At 66.4% G+C, this 19,470-nt stretch carries 16 protein-coding genes and 1 tRNA gene; 9 read left to right on the forward strand and 8 right to left on the reverse strand.

All coding sequences use genetic code 11. The features are described 5' to 3' along the window. The first annotated feature begins 70 nt into the window (after positions 1-70). The 4 genes from WJ542_RS16200 (at position 71) to WJ542_RS16215 (ending at position 5,515) form a co-directional block, all read left to right on the forward strand. The gene (locus tag WJ542_RS16200; RefSeq protein WP_411190247.1) at positions 71-1,270 is read left to right on the forward strand and encodes an aminotransferase-like domain-containing protein; all 1,200 of its coding nucleotides are present in this window, start codon (positions 71-73) and stop codon (positions 1,268-1,270) included. Positions 1,271-1,325: 55 nt separating this feature from the next. Next, on the forward strand, positions 1,326-1,790 hold the full coding sequence (locus WJ542_RS16205; protein WP_411190249.1) for a RidA family protein: 465 nt from the start codon (positions 1,326-1,328) through the stop codon (positions 1,788-1,790). 113 nt (positions 1,791-1,903) lie between these two features. Further along, a complete protein-coding gene (locus WJ542_RS16210; protein ID WP_411190251.1) occupies positions 1,904-2,809 on the forward strand; it encodes a PhzF family phenazine biosynthesis protein in 906 nt (301 codons plus the stop codon). Positions 2,810-3,154: 345 nt separating this feature from the next. After that, the gene (locus tag WJ542_RS16215; protein WP_411190253.1) at positions 3,155-5,515 is read left to right on the forward strand and encodes a bifunctional diguanylate cyclase/phosphodiesterase; all 2,361 of its coding nucleotides are present in this window, start codon (positions 3,155-3,157) and stop codon (positions 5,513-5,515) included. 35 nt (positions 5,516-5,550) lie between these two features. Here the strand turns inward: WJ542_RS16215 and WJ542_RS16220 are convergent, their stop codons facing one another. The 3 genes from WJ542_RS16220 to WJ542_RS16230 are packed head-to-tail and all read right to left on the reverse strand — an operon-like array spanning position 5,551 to position 9,215. Beyond that, complete coding sequence (locus WJ542_RS16220; protein ID WP_411190255.1) at positions 5,551-6,579, reverse strand: histone deacetylase family protein; 1,029 nt, start codon at positions 6,577-6,579, stop codon at positions 5,551-5,553. A gap of 16 nt (positions 6,580-6,595) precedes the next feature. Continuing rightward, entirely contained in the window at positions 6,596-7,855 is a 1,260-nt protein-coding gene (locus WJ542_RS16225; protein ID WP_411190587.1) for a Zn-dependent hydrolase, read from the reverse strand. 31 nt (positions 7,856-7,886) lie between these two features. Then, on the reverse strand, positions 7,887-9,215 hold the full coding sequence (locus tag WJ542_RS16230; RefSeq protein ID WP_411190257.1) for an MFS transporter: 1,329 nt from the start codon (positions 9,213-9,215) through the stop codon (positions 7,887-7,889). Positions 9,216-9,357: 142 nt separating this feature from the next. On the opposite strand from WJ542_RS16230, the gene WJ542_RS16235 reads away from it, so the two are divergent. Then, the gene (locus WJ542_RS16235; RefSeq protein ID WP_411190259.1) at positions 9,358-10,308 is read left to right on the forward strand and encodes a LysR family transcriptional regulator; all 951 of its coding nucleotides are present in this window, start codon (positions 9,358-9,360) and stop codon (positions 10,306-10,308) included. A gap of 20 nt (positions 10,309-10,328) precedes the next feature. Here the strand turns inward: WJ542_RS16235 and WJ542_RS16240 are convergent, their stop codons facing one another. From WJ542_RS16240 to WJ542_RS16250, 3 genes are all read right to left on the reverse strand, one after another. Then, on the reverse strand, positions 10,329-10,787 hold the full coding sequence (locus tag WJ542_RS16240) for a CopD family protein (RefSeq protein WP_411190261.1): 459 nt from the start codon (positions 10,785-10,787) through the stop codon (positions 10,329-10,331). A gap of 158 nt (positions 10,788-10,945) precedes the next feature. Continuing rightward, positions 10,946-13,261, reverse strand: coding sequence for a DNA topoisomerase IV subunit A (gene parC / locus WJ542_RS16245; protein ID WP_411190263.1), 2,316 nt, complete (start codon positions 13,259-13,261; stop codon positions 10,946-10,948). 32 nt (positions 13,262-13,293) lie between these two features. Next, a complete protein-coding gene (locus WJ542_RS16250) occupies positions 13,294-15,276 on the reverse strand; it encodes a DNA topoisomerase IV subunit B (protein WP_411190264.1) in 1,983 nt (660 codons plus the stop codon). A 293-nt stretch (positions 15,277-15,569) separates the two neighbouring features. Here WJ542_RS16250 and WJ542_RS16255 point away from each other — a divergent pair, with 293 nt between their 5' ends. After that, positions 15,570-15,860, forward strand: a complete 291-nt coding sequence (locus WJ542_RS16255) for a nucleotidyltransferase family protein (RefSeq protein WP_411190266.1) — start codon at positions 15,570-15,572, stop codon at positions 15,858-15,860. Then, the gene (locus WJ542_RS16260) at positions 15,857-16,210 is read left to right on the forward strand and encodes a HepT-like ribonuclease domain-containing protein (RefSeq protein WP_411190268.1); all 354 of its coding nucleotides are present in this window, start codon (positions 15,857-15,859) and stop codon (positions 16,208-16,210) included. Before WJ542_RS16255 ends, WJ542_RS16260 begins: the two co-directional genes overlap by 4 nt. Positions 16,211-16,250: 40 nt before the next feature. On the opposite strand, the gene WJ542_RS16265 is transcribed toward WJ542_RS16260, so the two are convergent. After that, on the reverse strand, positions 16,251-18,179 hold the full coding sequence (locus tag WJ542_RS16265) for an ATP-binding cassette domain-containing protein (RefSeq protein ID WP_411190270.1): 1,929 nt from the start codon (positions 18,177-18,179) through the stop codon (positions 16,251-16,253). 96 nt (positions 18,180-18,275) lie between these two features. Continuing rightward, a complete protein-coding gene (locus WJ542_RS16270; protein ID WP_411190272.1) occupies positions 18,276-18,677 on the reverse strand; it encodes a DUF4399 domain-containing protein in 402 nt (133 codons plus the stop codon). A gap of 274 nt (positions 18,678-18,951) precedes the next feature. Here WJ542_RS16270 and WJ542_RS16275 point away from each other — a divergent pair, with 274 nt between their 5' ends. Beyond that, entirely contained in the window at positions 18,952-19,134 is a 183-nt protein-coding gene (locus WJ542_RS16275; protein WP_411190588.1) for a rubredoxin, read from the forward strand. Between the two features lie 228 nt (positions 19,135-19,362). Further along, a tRNA-Arg gene (locus tag WJ542_RS16280) sits at positions 19,363-19,437 on the forward strand. The last annotated feature ends 33 nt before the right edge of the window (positions 19,438-19,470 follow it).

The following is a 19,470-nucleotide window of genomic DNA, read 5'->3' on the forward strand; positions in this document are numbered from 1 at the left end:
TTCCGGCGGCGCGGTGTGGCGCCGTGCCCAACCTGGCGTTTCATCCGTTCACCTGAAAAAAGGAGACTTCATGGACCACAGCGAACTTCAAGCCGCCCGCGGCTGGCAACTGTCCGAGCGCGCCATCAAGCTGACCAGTTCGGCCATTCGCGAAATCCTGAAGGTCACCGAACGCCCCGAGGTCATCTCCTTCGCGGGCGGCCTGCCCTCGCCGGCCACCTTCCCGGCCGAGGCCATGCGCGCCGCCTCCGACCGTATCCTGCGCGACAACCCGGCCGGCGCGCTTCAGTACAGCGCGACCGAGGGCTACCTGCCGCTGCGCGAATGGGTGGCCGAGCGCCATTCGGTGGGCGGCGCGAAGATCCGTCCGTCGCAGGTGCTCATCACCACGGGCTCGCAGCAGGCGCTGGATCTGCTCGGCAAGGTGCTCGTCTCGCCGGAGAGCCCGGTGCTGGTCGAAACGCCCACCTACCTGGGCGCGCTGCAGTCCTTCTCGCTTTACGAGCCGCGCTACGTGCAGGTGCCCACCGACGATCTCGGTCTCGTGCCCGAAGCGCTCACGCCCGAACTGACGGCCGGCGCGCGCCTGCTCTACACGATCCCCAGCTTCCAGAACCCGACCGGCCGCCGCCTGCCGCTCGCGCGCCGCGAGGCGCTCGCGGACTACGCTTTGCGCGCACCGTTCCCCGTCGTCGAGGACGATCCCTACGGCGCGCTCGACTACGCGGGCGAGCCGCTGCCGACGCTGCTCTCGATGGCCCCCGAGCACATCGTGTATCTGGGCTCGTTCTCGAAGGTGCTCGCGCCGGGCCTGCGCGTGGGCTACGTGATCGCACCCGAGGCGCTGCACTTCAAGCTCGTGCAGGCCAAGCAGGCAAGCGACCTGCACACGCCGAGCTTCACGCAGCGCATCGTCCACGAGGTCGTGAAAGACGGCTTTCTCGACACGCACGTGCCGACCATCCGCGCGCTCTATCGCAGCCAGTGCGAGGCGATGCACGGGGCATTGACGCGCTACATGCCCGAGGGCGTGAGCTGGAACCGCCCCGAGGGCGGCATGTTCATCTGGGTCAACCTGCCCGCGCACATCGACAGCATGAAGCTGCTCGAAGACGCGATCGCGCAGAACGTGGCCTTCGTGCCCGGCGCGCCGTTCTTTGCAAACGAAGCGCGGCACAATATGCTGCGTCTCTCGTTCGTCACCGTGCCGCCCGCGAAGATCGACGAAGGCGTCGCGAAGCTCGGCGCGCTGATTCGCGCGCGCGGCTAACGGCGAGGCGCATCCGATTTCCCTTGTTTTTTCTCTCCCACGAGGACTCCTGACCATGGCTGACATCAACATTTACGACCGTCTCGAACAGCTCGGCATCGAACTGCCGCAAGCGGGCGCACCCGCCGCGGCGTACGTGATGAGCGCACAGAGCGGCAACACCGTGTACCTGTCCGGTCACATCGCCAAGAAGGACGGCAAGGTGTGGGCCGGCAAGCTCGGCGACACGCTCGACACCGAGGAAGGCAAGGCCGCCGCGCGCGCCATCGCCATCGACCTGCTCGCCACGCTGCACACCCACACGGGCGACCTCAACAAGGTCAAGCGCATCGTCAAGCTGATGAGCCTCGTCAACTCGACGCTCACCTTCACCGAGCAGCACCTCGTCACGAACGGCGCCTCGGAGCTGATCGCCGACGTCTTCGGCGAGAAGGGCAAGCATGCCCGTTCGGCGTTCGGCGTCGCGCAGATCCCGCTCGGCGCGTGCGTCGAAATCGAGCTGATCGCCGAAGTCGAATAAGCGCACGGCCGCATCGGCCGCCGGCGGCGCCGGCAACCCGCCCCGCCCCAACGCGCAGGCCGCCTTGCCCGAGGCGGCCTGCGCGCGTTCCTCCTCCCCCGAGACTCCCCGCCATGTCCCAACGCAGCGTCCGCTTCAAACAGGTCGACGTGTTCACGTCGGTGCCGTTCAAGGGCAACCCGCTCGCCGTCGTGTTCGACGCCGACGGACTCGATACCGCGCAGATGCAGGCCATCGCGCGCTGGACCAACCTCTCCGAAACGAGTTTCCTGCTCGCCCCGACCGATCCGCGCGCCGACTATCGCGTGCGCATCTTCACGACGCGCGGCGAGCTGCCGTTCGCCGGACACCCGACGCTAGGCACGGCGCACGCGTTGCTCGAAAGCGACCATCAGCCGAAAACGCCCGGCCGCCTCGTGCAGCAATGCGGCGCCGGTCTCGTCGAACTGGCCGAACAAGGCCGCGACGATCACCCCAATGACGACACGCCGGTGCGCTGGGCCTTCGCAGCCCCGCCCGCGCGCGTGACGCCGCTGCCCGCGGACCGCTACGACGCCCTGCGCACCGCGCTGCGCTCGGACGCCATCGACTTCGAGGCAGCCCCCTGCGCCGCCGACAACGGCGCGCCGTGGCTCGTCGTGCGCTTCGCCTCGGCCGAAGCCGTGCTCGCCCTCGACCCCGATCTGCAAGCGTTCACGACGATAGCCGAAAGCGTGGGCGCACGTGGCATCGCGGCCTACGGCCCGCACGCGGCGGGCGGCCCCGCCACGTTCGAGGTCCGCTGCCTGATGACGGGCCTCGGCAAGGGCGAAGACCCCGTCACGGGGAGTGCCAATGCCGCGATCGCCCTGCTTCTGCAGCAGCAGAACCTGCGCCCGGGCGCGCACTATACGGTGCGCCAGGGCACCGCGATGGGGCGCGACGGCCGCGTCTCGGTCGACTACGACGATGCCGCCGGCCGGATCTGGATCGGCGGCGCATCGGTGAGCGTCATCGACGGCTCCTGCCGCCTCCCCTGATCGCACTCCTGACCGTGCCGCCCCAAGAGGCGGCACGGCTTCCCCTCCGCGCAAGGTGCAAGATTTATGCGCGAACCCGCATCTATGCTCGCCAGATAGGCGATGTGAGCGCCGGGTAACACGATTCGTGTATACCCGGGGAGGCGGTGCTTCCTTAAACATTGCCCAACCATTAATATCGGAATATCGGGTGCCGGAAGGCCCCGCCGTGTCCATTTCCGCGTGCATCCTGCGCGCCACTCTCTCAGCCGTCCCGCATAGCATGCCGCCCATGAAACCGAGCGCCTCGTTGCCGTCCCGGCCGCCGCACCCGCGGCATGGCGAATCATGCGTGCGGCGGGCACGATGAGCACCGCCCGGCGACCGTTCTCCCGCGACCCGAGCCTGCGCGATACGTCCGGCCCGGCCTTCACGCGCCCGCGGACGCTGCTGGCCATTCCGCTCCTCGGCGTGCTCGTGCTGCTCCTGCTGTGGGCCGTGATCTTCATGCGGCTTTCGGTCGAAAAGGAAGCGACCCTGCGCGAGGCTACCGCCTCGGCAGCCATCCTGTCGGCAGGGCTCGAACAGCACACCGTCAAGGCGATCCACCAGGTCGACCAGATCACGCGGTTCGTGAAGTACGAGTACGAGAAGTCACCCGAAACGTTCGATCTCGCGACCACGGTCGAAAAGGGCGTCGTGCAGAGCGACTCGCTCGTGCAGGTATCGATCATCGACGAGCACGGCAAGCTCGTCGCCAACACCAGCGATCCGCATCCGAAGCCGATCAACCTCTCCGACCGCGACCACTTCCGCGTGCACGAGCACGAGAACGACGACCAGCTCTACATCAGCAAGCCGGTGCTTGGGCGCGTGTCGGGACGCTGGACGCTGCAGATGACGCGCCGCCTCAATCATCCCGACGGTTCGTTCGCGGGCGTCGTGGTGGTTTCGGAGGACCCGGGCTACTTCACGAGCGACTTCTACAACAACGCGGCCATCGGCCGCGACGGTGTGATCGCCGTGATCTCGGACACGGGCACCGTGCTCGCACGCCGTACCGGCAGCGCCGAACGCGCGAACGGGGCTTTCTCGGCCAGCGGCATCTATCCGATCGCCGAGCACGTCTCGGGCACCTATGTCGATCCGATCGACCACGTCACGCGCATCGTCTCGTACCGTCACATCGACGGTTATCCGCTAGGCGTGCTCGTGGGGCTCTCGCAAGCCGAGCAGTTCGCCGACTACAACCACACGCGCGACGTCTACCTGATGATGGCGACGTTCATCTCGCTCGCCATGCTGTCATTCTTCGCCGTTGCGACGGGGTTGATCGGCAAGCTGCTGGGACGCGAGCGCGAGATGTCGCAACTCGTGCAGTACGACCTGCTCACAGGCCTGCCCAACCGCTATGCCACGCTGCAGCGGCTGCGCCACGAAGTCTCGCAGCCCGGCAATCTCGGGCGCCTCGCGATCCTCTTCATCGACCTCGACAACTTCAAGACCGTCAACGACACGCTCGGCCACAACGCCGGCGACATCGTGCTGCAGATGAGCGCGGCGCGCCTCGCGGACGCCGTGGGCGCGGGCGGCACGCTCGCGCGCATCGGCGGCGACGAGTTCGTGGTCATCGTGAAAGGCGACGACATCGAGAAGCGCGCGATCTCGCTCGCGGAGGCCACCAACCTCGCGTTCACGCATCCGTTCGACGTGCGCGGCAGCGCGTTCGTGCTGCACGCGAGCACGGGCATCGCGCTCTTCGCGGTGGCGCACGAAAGCGAGATCGACCTGCTGAAGAAGGCCGACCTCGCGATGTACGCCGCGAAGGAAGCGGGCCGCAACTGCTTCCGCTTCTACTCGCCGCAGCTCGCGCACCGCGCCGACCATTTGATGAAGTGGGAGCAGCAGTTGCGCGTGGCGCTGGCCGAAGGGCAACTGTTCCTTGCCTATCAGCCGAAGATCGATCTGCGGCGCCGCTGCATTACGGGCTTCGAGGCGCTCGTGCGCTGGAACCATCCGCAGTACGGGCTCATTCCGGCAAGCGAATTCATTCCAGTGGCCGAATCGACCGGGCTCATGGTGCCGGTGGGCGACTTCGTGATCCGCACGGCCTGTGCGCAGCTCGCGCAGTGGCAGCAGCAGGGGTACGAAACCCTCTCGCTGGCCGTCAACATCTCGGCCGTGCAGTTCTGGCGCGGCGACCTCTACGAGACGGTTGCGCACGCCATCGAGGAAACGGGCATCGCCGCGCATCACCTCGAACTGGAGATCACCGAGACCGCGATGATGGAGTACCCCGAGCTCGTCTCCGAAAAGATCTTCGCGCTCAAGCGCCTGGGCGTGCGCGTGGCGCTCGACGATTTCGGCACGGGCTACTCTTCGCTCTCCTATCTGAACCGCTTCGCCGTGGATACGCTCAAGGTGGACCGCTCGTTCGTGCAGGCCATTCCCGCCGACCGCAGCGTGTGCGTGATGGTCTCGGCGATCGTGAATCTCGCGCGCTCGCTCGGCCTCACGGTGGTCGTGGAAGGCACGGAGACCGAGGAGCAGATTGCTTGGCTCGCGGCGCTCGGTCCGATCGAGGCACAAGGCTTCCTGTTCTCGCGCCCCGTGCCGGTGGAAGGCGTGCCCGCGCTGATCGAGCGCTTCGGCGTATGCGGCATGGCGCACGCCGCCGGCACGGCCGAGCATGGCGAGCACGTGAGCGACGCGTCTCAGCCGCGCTGAAGGCGGCGCGCGGCCGTTGCGTCGCTCAGTGTGCGTCAGCGGGCCTGCGCGCGCGTGAAACCTCCGAAGAACGCCCGCGCGTTGTCTTCGAGGCTCGCCAGGTGATAGCCCCCTTCCTGCACGATCACGCAAGGCTGGCCGAGCGCGCCGATCACCGCGCCTAGACGCCCGAAGCCTTCGGTGCTCACGGCCACCTTCGACTGCGGATCGTCCTTGTAGATATCGAAGCCCAACGCGAGCACGATCGCGTCGGGCTCGAAGCGCTTGAGCACGCGCAGCGCTGCCTCCACGCGCTCGAAGAACGCGTCCTCGGAGGCGCCGTGCGGCATCGGAAAATTGACGTTGTAGCCCTCGCCCGCGCCCTCGCCGCGCTCGTCCTCATAGCCGGCCACCACCGGATAGAAGTTCGTCGGATCGCCGTGGATCGAGACGTACAGCACGTCGTCGCGGCCGTAAAAAATCTCCTGCACGCCCTGGCCGTGATGCATGTCCGTATCGAGGATCGCCACACGGCTAAAGCGCTCCCTCAGCGACTGCGCAGCGATGGCCGCGTTGTTCAGGTAGCAGAAGCCGCCCGCGGCGTCGGCGCGCGCATGATGGCCGGGCGGACGGCTGAGCGCATAGCTCGCGCCCGCGCCGTCCTTGACCGTGGCCGCCGCCGCGAGCGCGCTCTGCGCCGACCAGTACGCCGAGCGCCATGTGTTCGCGCCCACCGGACAACTGCCGTCCGCGAGGTAGCGCGCGGCCTGCGCGAGCACGCCACGCAGCGGATTCGGATCGCGCACGTAAATGTTCGACATCACTTCGTCGCCCCAGTCCTCGGGCATGCGCTTCCATTCGCCGTGCGCCTCTTCGAGGAAGCGCAGGTAGCTCATGTCGTGCACGGCCGCGATGGGCGCCGTGCCGAAGTCGGCGGGCTCATGCACCTCGAAGCCGAGCGAGTGCGCCGCCGCCACGAGCCGCGCCGCGCGCTCGGGCACTTCCTGCGGCTCGCGCATCTGGCCGCGCGAGAGATAGCTGCGCGGGTGGTGCAGCAGTTGTTCGGGGTGAAACCAGGTCAGCATGCTCAGGACTCCTTTCTCATGCCTTGGCGGCTGCGGCAATGTACACACCCGCGCGCGCGGCCACCGCATTGAGCAGCACGTTCGCGCCCGCCGTGACGTCTTCGGGCAGCGCGTCCTCGGCCTCGTTGTGCGAGAGGCCGTCCACGCACGGAATGAATACCATGGCCGTCGGGCAATAGCGCGCGAGATGGATCGCGTCGTGGCCCGCGCCGCTCACGATACGCTCGTTCGAAAGCCCGAGCGTCGTCACCGCTTGAACCACGAGGCCCACACATTCGGCATCGAACGGCGTGGCCGGGCTCGTCCAGCAATGCGCGATCACCGCGTCGAGGCCGCGCGCCGCGGCCGCCGTCGCGCACGCCGCGCGCAGATCGCGCTCCATGGCGTCGAGCTGGGCGTCGTCGGGGTGGCGGATATCGACGGTGAACGTGAGGTTCGCCGCAATCGTGTTGCGCGACGAGTTTGCAATCTGCACCTGCCCGATCGTCACGAGACCGAGCGGCGCGTAGCGCGCCATCACGCGCTCGATTTCGAGCGCCATCTGGGCAGCACCGAAGAACGCGTCCTTGCGATAGCGCATCGGCGTCGTGCCCGCGTGCGCGGCCACGCCCGTCACCGTCACGTCGAACCAGCGGATCGCCTGGCCGCCCGTCACCACGCCGATGGTCGTGCCGTTCGCTTCAAGCACCGGTCCCTGCTCGATGTGCGCCTCGAAGTACGCGTCGACCGGCACGCCCGTCGCCGCGCGCGTGCCGCGTGCGCCGCATGCGTCGAGCGCCTCGCCCAGCGTCACGCCGTCGGCGTCTTCGCGCGCCAGCGCATCGGCAAGCGGCATCGCACCCGCAAAGACCGCCGAGCCGAGCATCGCCGGCGTGAAGCGCGCCCCTTCCTCGTTGGTCCACGAACAGATTTCGATGGGCTTTTGCGTCGTAGCGCCCGCGTCGTTCAGCGCGCGCACCACTTCGAGCGCGGCCAGCACGCCATAGACGCCGTCGAAGCGGCCGCCTTCGGGCTGCGTGTCGAGATGGCTGCCCATCAGCACTGGCGCCGCGTCCGGGTCCGTGCCCTCGCGGCGCGCAAACAGGTTGCCCGCCTCGTCGGTCCACACGCTCATTCCCGCCTCGCGGCACCAGCGCGCGAACAACTCGCGGCCGCGTCGGTCCTCGTCGGTCAGCGCAAGGCGGCGCACGCCGCCGCCCCGGGTCGCGCCGATCTTCGCCATCTCCATCAGGCTCGCCCACAGGCGCGCGCCATCAACCTGCAATAGCTCTTTCATCATCACATCCCTACTGGTCGAACACATCGATTCATCCGCGCGAACTCACCGCGCCTGTCGCTGCCCCGTCGTGCGCCTCTGCTACACGACGCGCGTCCAGCGCGACGATGCACAAGAGCGACACGCCCGCGAGACACGTATAGAACACGGCAAGCGGCCACCACTGCCCCGCATAGCGATGCGCGAGCCATGTCCCGACGAGCGGCGTGAGCCCGCCCGCCACCGCGCCGCACACCTGGTACGAGAGCGAAATGGCGGAGTAGCGCACGCGCGTGGGAAACACGCCGGAGACGAAGCCCGCGATCACCGAGTAGAAGCTGGCCATGCAGACCACGGCGAGCGCAATGCCGATCACCATCGGCACGACCCGGCCGCTCTCCACGAGCGCGAACATCGGGTACGGCGAGAGCATCGCCGCCATGGCCGCCCACTTCAGGAAGCGCGCGCCGCCCAAGCGCTCCGCGAGCCACGCGGCAACGGGCTGCAAGAGAAACTGGATGATGGCGACGACGAAGAGGCAGTCGAGGATCATCGAACGCGTGATGCCGACGTACTGCGTCGTGTACGCGATCATGAAGGTGTTCGTGAAGTACACGCCCGCGATGCCGATGGTGTTCGCGCCGATGCAGAGCAGCACGAGGCCCCACGCGGAGTGGAATACCTCGGCAATCGGCAGCTTGACCGTGCGGCGCTGGTCCTTCAGTTGCGCAAACTCGGGCGATTCGTTCACGCCGAGCCGGATCACGATGCCGACCACGAGCAGCACGGACGAAACGAGGAACGGCAGACGCCAGCCCCACGAGAGGAACGCGGCCTTGTCGAGCGAGGTGACGGCGCGAAACGCGAGCAGCGACAGGATCAGGCCCGCGGGCGAACCGAGTTGCGCGAACGAGGCGAAGAAGGTGCGGCGGCCTTGCGGCGCATGCTCGCCCGCCATCAGCACGGCGCCGCCCCACTCGCCGCCCACCGCGATGCCCTGCACGACGCGCAGCAGGATGAGCAGCACCGGCGCGAGCATGCCGACGCTCGCATATGAAGGCAGCAGGCCGACGCAGACCGTCGCGACGCCCATCATCATGAGCGTGGTCATGAGCGCCTTCTTGCGGCCGATGCGGTCGCCCAGGTGGCCGAAGATCAGCCCGCCGAGCGGCCGTGCGAAGAAGCCGACGGCGAACGTGGCGAACGAGGCCATCGTGCTGACGAAGCGGTCCTCGGACGGGAAGTAGAGTTCGCCGAAGACCAAAGCGGCCGCAGTGGCGTAGATGTAGAAGTCATACCACTCGATCATCGTGCCGATAAATGCCGCGGCGGCGGCGCGCACGGGCTGGCGGGTGGCGGCCGCCGGTTGGGCTGGGTTCATGGGGCGTCTCCTCGTGTGTCGTGTGGCGTCTCACGCGATATGCGCGTGCAAGGTTTATCGCCGGCCACAAAACATTAGTCAAATTTCGCGTTATTATTTCGTGCATAAATTTGGCTAATACCTATGACGGAGAGCCGCCGCCATGCGAGCAGAACCGACCCGATTTCTCAACGACCGGCTCGACTGGAACCTGTTGCGCACCTACCTCGTGATCATGCAGGAGCGCAGCCTGAGCCGCGCCGCGGCGCGTCTTTTCGTGACGCAGCCCGCCGTGAGCCAGGCGCTCAAGCGCCTCGAAGACGCGCTGGAGCGCAAGCTGATCGAGCGGCGCGGCGCCCAGTTCGTGCCGACCCAGGCCGGCGAGGAGGTCTATCGCATCGCGAGCGACATCTACGGCAACATCTCGCGCCTCGAAACCGAACTCGACGAACGGACCGCCGACATCACCGGCTCGATCCGGCTCCTCACGGTGAGCCGCATCGAATCGCGCGTCTATGACGAATTCCTCGCGGAATTTCACGTCGCCTACCCGCGCATCGACCTGCAGATCGAAGTCATGCGCTCGTCGGACATCATTTCGTCGGTACTGCAAAAGACGGCGACAGCGGGCCTGAGCCTGTGCCGCACGCCCGTGGAGAAGCTGGAGCGGCGGCTATTCCTGCGGCAGCGCTACGCCATTTTCTGCGGACGCCATCACCGGCTCTTCGGCCTGTCTCAACTGACGATGGAAGACCTGCTCGCCGAAAACTTCGTGTCGTTCACGAGCGACCAGATTGGCGACAGCCTCTCGCCGCTCACGGTGTTTCGCGACCAGCGCGGCTTCACGGGGCGTATCGTGGCGTCTTCGCCGAGTCTCGACGAGGTGCGGCGGCTCATCTATGCGGGCTACGGCATCGGCTGCCTGCCCGAACATGCGGTGCGGGACGATCTGGCGCGGCAGCGGCTGTGGCGGCTGCCGCCGGAAGACGGGCTCGCGGATGTCGATATCCACCTGCTGTGGCATCGCGAGCGCAAGATGAATGCGGCCGAAGTGGCCTTCTTCGATGCGATGGAGCGCTGCATGCAGCGCCATGCGCTGGCCGAGAGGCTTTGACCAGGTAACGCCGTCCGGCTTCAGAACCCGCGCGACATCACCGCGACGCCGATCGTCACGATGCCCAGCACGAGATTGACGAGCACGAGCCGGCGCACGGTGCCCACGGCACGCGCGCCGTCGGGCCAGCGCTGCGACTGCACGGCGCGGCGAATGCGCGGAAAGACCGCGAAACGGAGGTGGCCGTAAATCAGCATCATCAGCACGCCGAGCCCCGCCATCGTATGCAGTTGCCAGGTGGCGTGGCCGCCGCCGAACTGCATGAGCAGGAAACCGCCGGTGACCAGAATGACGAGCACCGCGCCCGCCACCCAGTTGAAGAAGCGGCCGAACACCGACTCCCAGAGCGGCAACCGCAGTTGTGGCGAAAGATCTTCGAGCGCCGGTCGCAAGCAGAAGTGCGCGAACACCATGCCGCCCACCCAGACGGCGACAGCCAGCAAATGCAAGAAAAGCGCGACTTCGATCGCGTGGCCCATGCTTCAGATTCCTGTATGTGTGGAGAGGCGGCGCAGCGCAAGGCACGTGCCCGCAATGCCAGTCTGCGCGCGATTATTCCATGCGGCACAAAGGCGCGCACCGGACGTGCGCGCCTTTGTGGCTGCTTTTTCGGCCATTCACCGTCCTGCCCCGCGCCTTACTGCGGCAACACCGGACGCAACGCCACGACCTGCTTGAGCTTCGAATCCGGCGTGCGGCCCTTGCGGGCACGCTTGCCGATCTGCGGCGCGAGCACCGCGCCCGCCATCAGGTCCTCGCCCGGTTTGCCGCCGCGGCCCGTACCGATCAGCACCACGCCGGCCGCGCTGATCGCGAGCGCCTGCACGAGCTTTTCGTTGTCTTCGAGCTGCATCAGTATGACGCCACGACCGCCGGCCGAAAGCGTCTTCATCTCGTCGAGGCCGAACACGAGCAGACGCCCGCCCGACGAAAGACACGCCACCTGGATCGCGCCCGGCAGCATGGGCATCGGCGCGAGCGGCAAGGCGCCCTCGTCGATGGTCATGAACGCCTTGCCCGCCTTCACGCGGCTCACCATGTCGCCGATCTTCGCGATAAAGCCGAAGCCGTTGCTCGACGCGAGCAGCAGTTGCTGCTCGGCGTTCGCGGCGAAGTAGTGCAGCAGGTGTGTGCCCGCTTCGAGCTCGATGAGCGAAGTCACCGGCACGCCGTCGCCGCGCCCGCCCGGCAGTTGTCCAACCGCGACCGAATAGACGCGGCCGTTGCTGCCCCACGCGATCAGCGTGTCGGGCGTGCGGCACAGGAAGGTGGCATAGAGGCCGTCGCCGGCCTTGAACGTGAAGCCCTGCGGGTCGAGCCCGTGGCCCTTCAGCGCCCGCACCCAACCCTTCTGCGAAACGACCACGGTGACGGGTTCGTCCACCACGCGCACTTCGAAACTGGCGCGCTTTTCCTGCTGGATCAGCGTGCGGCGGTCGTCGCCGTACTGCTTCGCGTCGCCTTCGATCTCCTTCACGATGAGGCGCTTCATCGACGACTCGTTCGCGAGCAGCTCTTCGAGCTTCGACTTCTCGTCGCGCAGCTCTTCGAGCTCCTTCTCGATCTTGATCTTCTCCAGCCGCGCCAACTGACGCAGACGGATTTCGAGAATGTCCTCGGCCTGGCGCTCGGAGAGGCCGAACGCGCTCATGAGCGCGGCCTTCGGCTCGTCCGACTCGCGGATGATGCGGATCACCTCGTCGATATTGAGGAAGACGATCATCCGCCCTTCGAGAATATGGATGCGGTCGTCGACCTTGGTCAGGCGGTGCTGCGTGCGGCGCGTGACCGTCGCGAAGCGGAAACCGATCCACTCGCCCAGAATCTCGCTGATGCCCTTCTGACGCGGACGGCCGTCGGCGCCGATCATCACGAGGTTCAGCGACGCATTCGATTCGAGGCTCGTGTTGGCGAGCAGCGAATTGACGAACTCGCCCTGGTCGATGCGGCTCGTCTTCGGCTCGAACACGATGCGCACGGGCGCGTCCTTGCCCGACTCGTCGCGCACGGCGTCGAGCAGCGCGAGCATGGTCTGCTTGCTCTGCAGTTGCTCGGGCGTGAGCGTCTTCTTGCCGAGCTTGAGCTTCGGATTGGTCAGTTCCTCGATCTCTTCCAGCACCTTCTGGCTCGAGGTGTTCGGCGGCAGCTCCGTGACCACCAGTTGCCACTGGCCGCGCGCGAGATCCTCGATCTTCCAGCGCGCGCGCACCTTCAGGCTGCCGCGGCCCGTTTCATAGGCCGCCGCGATTTCCGCCTCGCTCGAAATGATCTGGCCGCCGCCCGGAAAGTCCGGCCCCGGCACCTTCTCCATCAGCTCGGCGTGCGTGATCTTCGGATTACGGATCATCGCCACCGCCGCCGCCGCGACTTCGCGCAGGTTGTGCGACGGGATTTCCGTGGCGAGACCCACCGCGATACCCGAGGCGCCGTTGAGCAGCAGCATCGGCAGGCGCGCGGGCAGCGTCTTCGGCTCCTGGAACGAGCCGTCGTAGTTCGGCATGAAATCGACGGTGCCCATGTCGATTTCGTCGAGCAAGAGCTTCGCGATGGGCGTGAGGCGCGCTTCGGTGTACCGCATCGCCGCCGCGCCGTCGCCGTCGCGCGAGCCGAAGTTGCCCTGGCCGTCGATGAGCGGGTAGCGCATCGAGAAGTCCTGCGCGAGACGCACGAGCGCGTCGTACGCCGACTGGTCGCCGTGCGGGTGGTATTTACCGAGCACGTCGCCCACCACGCGCGCCGACTTCACAGGCTTGGCGTTGTCGCCAAGCCCCATCTCGTTCATCGCGAAGAGAATGCGTCGCTGCACCGGCTTCTGGCCGTCGCAGACGTCGGGCAGCGCGCGGCCCTTCACCACGCTCACCGCGTAGTCGAGGTACGCGCGCTCCGCGTAGTGGCCGAGCGTGAGCGTGTCGCCTTCGGCGCCGCCGGTCACTTCAGCAAAAAGATCGTCCATGTTCAATCAATCCGTATTCTTATCGGGGGGCGTCAGATGTCCGCTTCGACTTCGTTGCCCTTCTCTTCGAGCCACGAGCGACGCGACGCCGCTTCGCCCTTGCCCATCAGCATCGTCATGCGCGCGACGGTGGCCTCGTAGTCGAGGTCGCCGAGCGCAACGGGCGAGAGGCGTCGCGTGTCCGGGTTCATGGTCGTGTCCCAGAGCTGCTCGGCGCTCATTTCGCCCAAGCCCTTGAAGCGGCTGATCGACCATTGCGTCTCGCGCACGCCGTCCTTGCGCAGCTTGTCGAGGATCGCTTCGAGTTCGCCTTCGTCGAGCGCGTAGAGCTTCTGCGCAGGCTTCTTGCCGCGCGCGGGCGCATCCACACGGAACAGCGGCGGGCGCGCCACGCACACGTGGCCGCGCTCGATCAGCTGCGGGAAGTGCTTGAAGAAGAGCGTGAGCAGCAACACCTGGATATGCGAACCATCCACGTCTGCGTCCGAGAGAATGCAGATCTTGCCGTAACGCAGATTCGCGAGATCGACGGTCTCGTCGGGGCTGTGCGGATCGACGCCGATCGCCACCGAAATGTCGTGCACTTCGTTGTTGGCGAAGAGACGGTCGCGCTCGGTTTCCCACGTGTTCAGCACCTTGCCGCGCAACGGCAGGATGGCCTGATATTCCTTGTCGCGGCCCATCTTCGCGGAACCGCCCGCCGAATCGCCCTCCACGAGGAAGAGTTCGTTGCGCGCGATATCGGTCGATTCGCAGTCGGTAAGCTTGCCGGGCAGCACGGCCACGCCCGAACTCTTGCGCTTTTCCACCTTCTGGCCCGCGCGCGTGCGCGCCTGGGCCTGCTTGATGACGAGGTCGGCGAGCTTCTTGCCGTGCTCGACGTGCTGGTTGAGCCACAACTCCAGCGCGGGACGCGAGAACGACGAAACGAGCTTCACGGCGTCGCGGCTGTTCAGGCGCTCCTTGATCTGCCCCTGGAACTGCGGATCGAGCACCTTCGCGGAGAGCACGAACGAGACGCGCGCAAACACGTCTTCGGGCAGCAGCTTCACGCCTTTGGGCTGAAGATTGTGCAGTTCGACGAAGCTTTTCACAGCCTGAAACAAACCGTCGCGCAAGCCGCTTTCGTGCGTGCCGCCCGCCGGCGTGGGAATGAGGTTCACATACGACTCGCGCGTGAGCGGCCCTTCCTCGGTCCATGCGACGACCCAGGTAGCGCCCTCGCCTTCGGCGAAGGTGTCGTCGGCCGTGCGTGCGTCGGCGTACCGTTCGCCTTCGAAGAGCGGGATCAGCAGTTCGCTGCCGCCCATGCCTTCGAGCAGATAGCCGCGCAGGCCGTCTTCGTACTTCCAGCTCTGGCGCTCGCCCGTCTTCTCGTTGACGAGCTCGACCTCGACGCCGGGCAGCAGCACGGCCTTCGAGCGCAAGAGGCGCTGCAGTTCGCCGAACGGCAGATTGGGCGAGTCGAAGTACTTCGGATCGGGCGAGGCGGTGACGCGCGTGCCGGTCTTCTTCTCGTCGCGCGCGGCATTGCGCACGGCGAGCGGCCTGACGACGTCGCCGTTGGCGAAGCCGATCTCGGCGACCTTGCCGTCACGCCACACGGTCACGTCGAGGCGTGTGGAAAGCGCATTCGTGACCGAGACGCCCACGCCGTGCAGACCGCCCGAGAACGTGTAGGCGCCGCCGGCGGCCTTGTCGAACTTGCCGCCCGCATGCAGGCGGGTATAGACGATTTCGACGACCGGCACCTTCTCTTCGGGGTGCAGGCCGAACGGGATGCCGCGGCCGTCGTCTTCGACGGAGACGGACTGGTCCGCGTGCAGCGTCACCGTGATGCGGCGGCCGAAGCCGCCGAGGGCTTCGTCCGAGGCGTTGTCGATGACTTCCTGGATGATGTGCAGCGGATTTTCGGTGCGGGTGTACATGCCCGGCCGCTGCCGGACCGGCTCGAGGCCCTTGAGCACCTTGATCGACGCTTCGCTATAGGTAGCGTTTGACTTCTTCGTAGACATGGTGGTCCGTCGGGTTGCCGCGCGGTTGTCCACAGGTCCTGTGGACATCTGCGTGGACAACGCGTTGAGTTTTCAAAAAAAGCGAAACGAAACAACGGGATGAACTGGCATGCTCGCCGCGCGGGCAGCGGCGCGGCAAACGGGATTCGCGAGGTATTGTACTGATTTGGGGCGGCGCGGCAATTTGCACAGGGGTCGACCGTTCGGCCGAGGGGTTGGCGGACGCGGGACTCGCGTAGAATCGGTTGCTCGTGAAACGGGGCCAACCGCCGCCCGGGAAACGTGGAGCCACCATGAAACCGTCCGAAGCCTTGCGCGCGCATCGCGCCGAAATCCGGGAGATCGTCGCGAGCCATCACGCGACGAACGTGCGCGTGTTCGGCTCGTCGGCGCGTGACGAAGATGAGGAAGGCAGCGATCTCGATCTGCTCGTCGATCCCACGCCGGAGACTTCCCTGTTCGACCTCGCGCGCATCCAGTTGCGGCTGGAAGCGCTGCTGGGCGTGCCTGTCGATGTGCTCACGCCGAAGGGGCTGCCCGAAAAGATCCGCGCGCGCGCCATCGCAAAGGCAAAGCCGGTATGAAGAAACACGACCTGCGCACGCCGGATTACCTCGGGCACATCCTGGAAGCAATCAGGCGCATTCGCAGCTACACGGAAGGCCACTCGGCACAATCGCTCCAGGACACGCCGATGGCCCTCGACGCCGTCGTCCGTAATCTCAAAATTATCGGAGAAGCCGCTCACAACGTCGAACAAGGCGATCCCGCTTTTGCCGCAAGCCACCCCGAAATCCGATGGCGCACCCTGCACGCCATGCGCAATCAGATCTCACACGGCTATTTCGCGGTGGACGTCGAGATAATCTGGAGCACGCTGAAACAGCATCTCCCGGTACTCGAACGCGATCTGATACGGCTTATCGGCGAATGACCGAAGCGGCCCTCATCAGGCCGCCCTCTCTCGCATCACCTCACTTCCGCTTGCTCTCCAGCTCCTCCCACCGCTCCAGCGCCATGAGCAATTCCTCGTCGATCTGCCCATAGCGTTCGGTGAGCCGCATCCCCTCCTGCGCGTCCTTCGCGAAAATCGAGCCTTCCTCGATCTGCGCGCCGATGGCCTTTTGTTCCGTCTCCAGCGCCTCGATCCGCTTCGGCAACTCTTCCAGCTCGCGCTGCTCCTTGAACGAGAGCTTGACCGTGCGTTGCGCGTTGCGCCCCGCCGCGCTGTCCTTCGGCGCGGCGGCAACCGGCGCAGGCGCAGAAGGCGCGCGCGCCTCGGCCAGCTCCTGCGCACGCGCACTCTGCGTCTGCCAGTCCGTGAAGCCGCCCACGTACTCGCGCCACCGGCCGTTGCCCTCGGCCGCGATCACGGAAGTCACCACGTTGTCGAGAAACGCCCGGTCGTGGCTCACGAGCAGCACGGTGCCGTCGTAGTCGTCGAGCAGTTCTTCGAGCAGTTCGAGCGTCGGGATATCGAGGTCGTTGGTTGGCTCGTCGAGCACCAGCACGTTCGCGGGCCGCGCGAACAGACGCGCGAGCAGCAGGCGGTTGCGCTCGCCGCCCGAGAGCGACTTCACGGGCGAACGCGCACGTTCGGGCGCGAACAGAAAGTCGCCCAGATAGCTCATCACGTGCTTCTTCGCGCCGTTGATCTCGACCCAGTCGCTGCCGGGGCTGATCGTATCGGCAAGACTTTTCTCCAGGTCGAGCTGCGCGCGCATCTGGTCGAAGTACGCGACCTGGAGATTCGTGCCCACGCGCACCGTGCCCTCGTCCGGCTTCAGCTCGCCGAGAATGAGCTTGAGCAGCGTGGTCTTGCCCGCGCCGTTCGGACCCACGAAACCGATCTTGTCGCCGCGCATGACCGTGGCCGAAAAGCAGTCGACGATCGTGCGATCGCCATAGCGCTTCGTCACGTCCGTGAGTTCGGCGACGATCTTGCCGGACTTCTCGCCCTGCGCCACGTCGAGCTTCACGTTGCCCTGCACATTGCGGCGCTCGGCGCGTTCGCCGCGCATCTGCACGAGCCGCGCGATGCGGCCGACGCTGCGGGTGCGGCGTGCTTCGACGCCCTTGCGGATCCACACCTCTTCCTGCGCGAGCAGCTTGTCGAACTTCTCGTTCTCCACGCGCTCCACTTCCAGTTGCTGCGCCTTGCGCTCCTGGTAGTGCGAGAAGTTGCCCGGGTACGAGAGCAGCTTGCCGCGGTCGAGCTCGACGATGCGCGTGGCCACGCGGTCGAGGAACGCACGGTCGTGCGTGATGAAGAGCAGGCTCGAGCGTTGCGCGACGAGCAGTTCCTCGAGCCAGCGGATGCCGTCGAAGTCGAGGTGGTTGGTCGGTTCGTCGAGCAGCAGCACGTCGGGCTGCACGACGAGCGCGCGCGCCAGCGCCACGCGCTTTTGCATGCCGCCCGAAAGCGCGCCCACGCGCGCCTCGCCGTCCAGGCCGATCTGCGCGAGCGTGGTCGACACGCGCGTGCGCCAGTTCCAGGCATCGGCGGTATCGAGCGAGGACTGCAGCGTGTTCATGCGCGCGAGCAGCGCATCGTGTCCGGCGCCTTCGGGCGTGTCCGCCAGCTTGTGCGCGACGGTATCGTATTCGTCGAGCAGCGCGCGCACGCCTTCGAGCCCGGAGGCGACCGCGTCGAACACCGAAAGCTCCGCGTCGAACTCGGGCTCCTGCGGCACGTAGACGGTCGAGAGATGCTGCTGGCGCGTGATGAGACCGTCGTCGGGCTTCGCCAGTTCGGCAACGATCTTCAAGAGCGACGACTTGCCCGCGCCGTTGCGGCCGATCAGCCCGACGCGTTCGCCGGGTTCGAGCGAGAAGTCCGCATGATCGAGCAGCGCGACGTGGCCGAACGCGAGTTGCGCGCCGGTGAGGGTGTAAAGCGACATGACGGGGAAACGATGCCTGCGTTGGACCTGAAGCGCGCATTGTACCGGTCCGGCGCGGCGGCGCTTTCGGCGTCACCGCGCGCGGTAACGCCGGCCTTACTTCACGTGAACCGTAATGGTCTGGCTCCACTCGGGACCGTACGAATGGTGCGCGCCGTCCGCGAACTGCGCGGTGAGCGTGTGATCGCCGGGCGGCAGCGTGATATCCGTTTCGGTCTGCCCTTTGCCGTAATGGATCGATTTATCGCTGACCGGCACGACCTGGCCTTGCGGCAGCGGACCGCTGTCGATCAGCAGGTGGTGGTGGCCGGTGCCCGGCGTCATCGTGCCGGCGGGCGCGACCGTCATGCCGTCGGTGCCGAACACCACGTGCACCGGATTGGTGACCGTCGCACCGTCCTTCGGTTCGACGAAATAAACGCCTTCGGCACGCGCGACGCCCGTCACCGCCAGCAGGGCCGTGAGCGCCACGGCCGTGAGCAAGGTGTTTCTGACCATCGTTGTTCTCCTCGGGAATGGAAAATCCAGCCCGGCATGCCGCACGCCATGCCGCCTCCGCAGACGGCCGCAGAACGCCGGAGGCCCAGCATACAACGCATCCGTGAAGGCACACGATCTGCGCGTCGCTGCGTTCATCGCCGTTCGGTAAGCCTCCTGCGGCAAAGGCACTCGGCGGAAGCGGCGCAATTTTCCGGTAACATCGCGGATTGCCCGCCGCCCCAAAATGGGGCTGGAAAGCAGGCGACGCGTGGAACGGATGAAAGGTGTTGTGGTGAGCGAAGTGATCGAATACAAGAGCTGGGTCTGCCTGATCTGCGGCTGGATCTATAACGAGGAAGAGGGGCTGCCCGACGAAGGCATCGCGGCAGGCACGCGTTTCGCGGATATTCCCGCAGACTGGCGCTGCCCGCTGTGCGACGTGGGCAAGGCGGAATTCACGGTCGTCGAATTCTGAGTTCCGGACCGGGTCGGCGTTGCGCGCTACGCCCGCGCGGCGAAGGTCACGGCAGAGTCACGGCGGGTTCCCGCGTGGTCATTTTCGCGCCGGAAGGCGTTTGCTATACTCCACGTCCTGCATCGCGATTCGCCTCGAGTGCGAAATCCGCGAATCGCTTCGCGCCATGACGGGTGACTTGGGAAACATGGCGATCACGCGAAGCCCGCAGGCCTGCGTGCCGCATGCCTCCCTGTAGTTCAATGGATAGAACAAGTGCCTCCTAAGCGCTAGATGCAGGTTCGATTCCTGCCAGGGGGACCAGCCACCCAACTCCGGCGCGGGACATCCCGCGGC

The organism is Paraburkholderia yinzeri (assembly GCF_046581065.1).
Lineage (GTDB): Bacteria > Pseudomonadota > Gammaproteobacteria > Burkholderiales > Burkholderiaceae > Paraburkholderia.

What these genes read in the sequence shown, in the direction of transcription:
- WJ542_RS16200 (WP_411190247.1), top strand. Translation starts at nt 71, where the DNA reads ATGGACCACAGCGAACTTCAAGCCGCCCGCGGCTGGCAACTGTCCGAG.
- WJ542_RS16205 (WP_411190249.1), top strand. Translation starts at nt 1,326, where the DNA reads ATGGCTGACATCAACATTTACGACCGTCTCGAACAGCTCGGCATCGAA.
- WJ542_RS16210 (WP_411190251.1), top strand. Translation starts at nt 1,904, where the DNA reads ATGTCCCAACGCAGCGTCCGCTTCAAACAGGTCGACGTGTTCACGTCG.
- WJ542_RS16215 (WP_411190253.1), top strand. Translation starts at nt 3,155, where the DNA reads ATGAGCACCGCCCGGCGACCGTTCTCCCGCGACCCGAGCCTGCGCGAT.
- WJ542_RS16220 (WP_411190255.1), bottom strand. Translation starts at nt 6,579, where the DNA reads ATGCTGACCTGGTTTCACCCCGAACAACTGCTGCACCACCCGCGCAGC.
- WJ542_RS16225 (WP_411190587.1), bottom strand. Translation starts at nt 7,855, where the DNA reads ATGAAAGAGCTATTGCAGGTTGATGGCGCGCGCCTGTGGGCGAGCCTG.
- WJ542_RS16230 (WP_411190257.1), bottom strand. Translation starts at nt 9,215, where the DNA reads ATGAACCCAGCCCAACCGGCGGCCGCCACCCGCCAGCCCGTGCGCGCC.
- WJ542_RS16235 (WP_411190259.1), top strand. Translation starts at nt 9,358, where the DNA reads ATGCGAGCAGAACCGACCCGATTTCTCAACGACCGGCTCGACTGGAAC.
- WJ542_RS16240 (WP_411190261.1), bottom strand. Translation starts at nt 10,787, where the DNA reads ATGGGCCACGCGATCGAAGTCGCGCTTTTCTTGCATTTGCTGGCTGTC.
- parC (WP_411190263.1), bottom strand. Translation starts at nt 13,261, where the DNA reads ATGGACGATCTTTTTGCTGAAGTGACCGGCGGCGCCGAAGGCGACACG.
- WJ542_RS16250 (WP_411190264.1), bottom strand. Translation starts at nt 15,276, where the DNA reads ATGTCTACGAAGAAGTCAAACGCTACCTATAGCGAAGCGTCGATCAAG.
- WJ542_RS16255 (WP_411190266.1), top strand. Translation starts at nt 15,570, where the DNA reads ATGAAACCGTCCGAAGCCTTGCGCGCGCATCGCGCCGAAATCCGGGAG.
- WJ542_RS16260 (WP_411190268.1), top strand. Translation starts at nt 15,857, where the DNA reads ATGAAGAAACACGACCTGCGCACGCCGGATTACCTCGGGCACATCCTG.
- WJ542_RS16265 (WP_411190270.1), bottom strand. Translation starts at nt 18,179, where the DNA reads ATGTCGCTTTACACCCTCACCGGCGCGCAACTCGCGTTCGGCCACGTC.
- WJ542_RS16270 (WP_411190272.1), bottom strand. Translation starts at nt 18,677, where the DNA reads ATGGTCAGAAACACCTTGCTCACGGCCGTGGCGCTCACGGCCCTGCTG.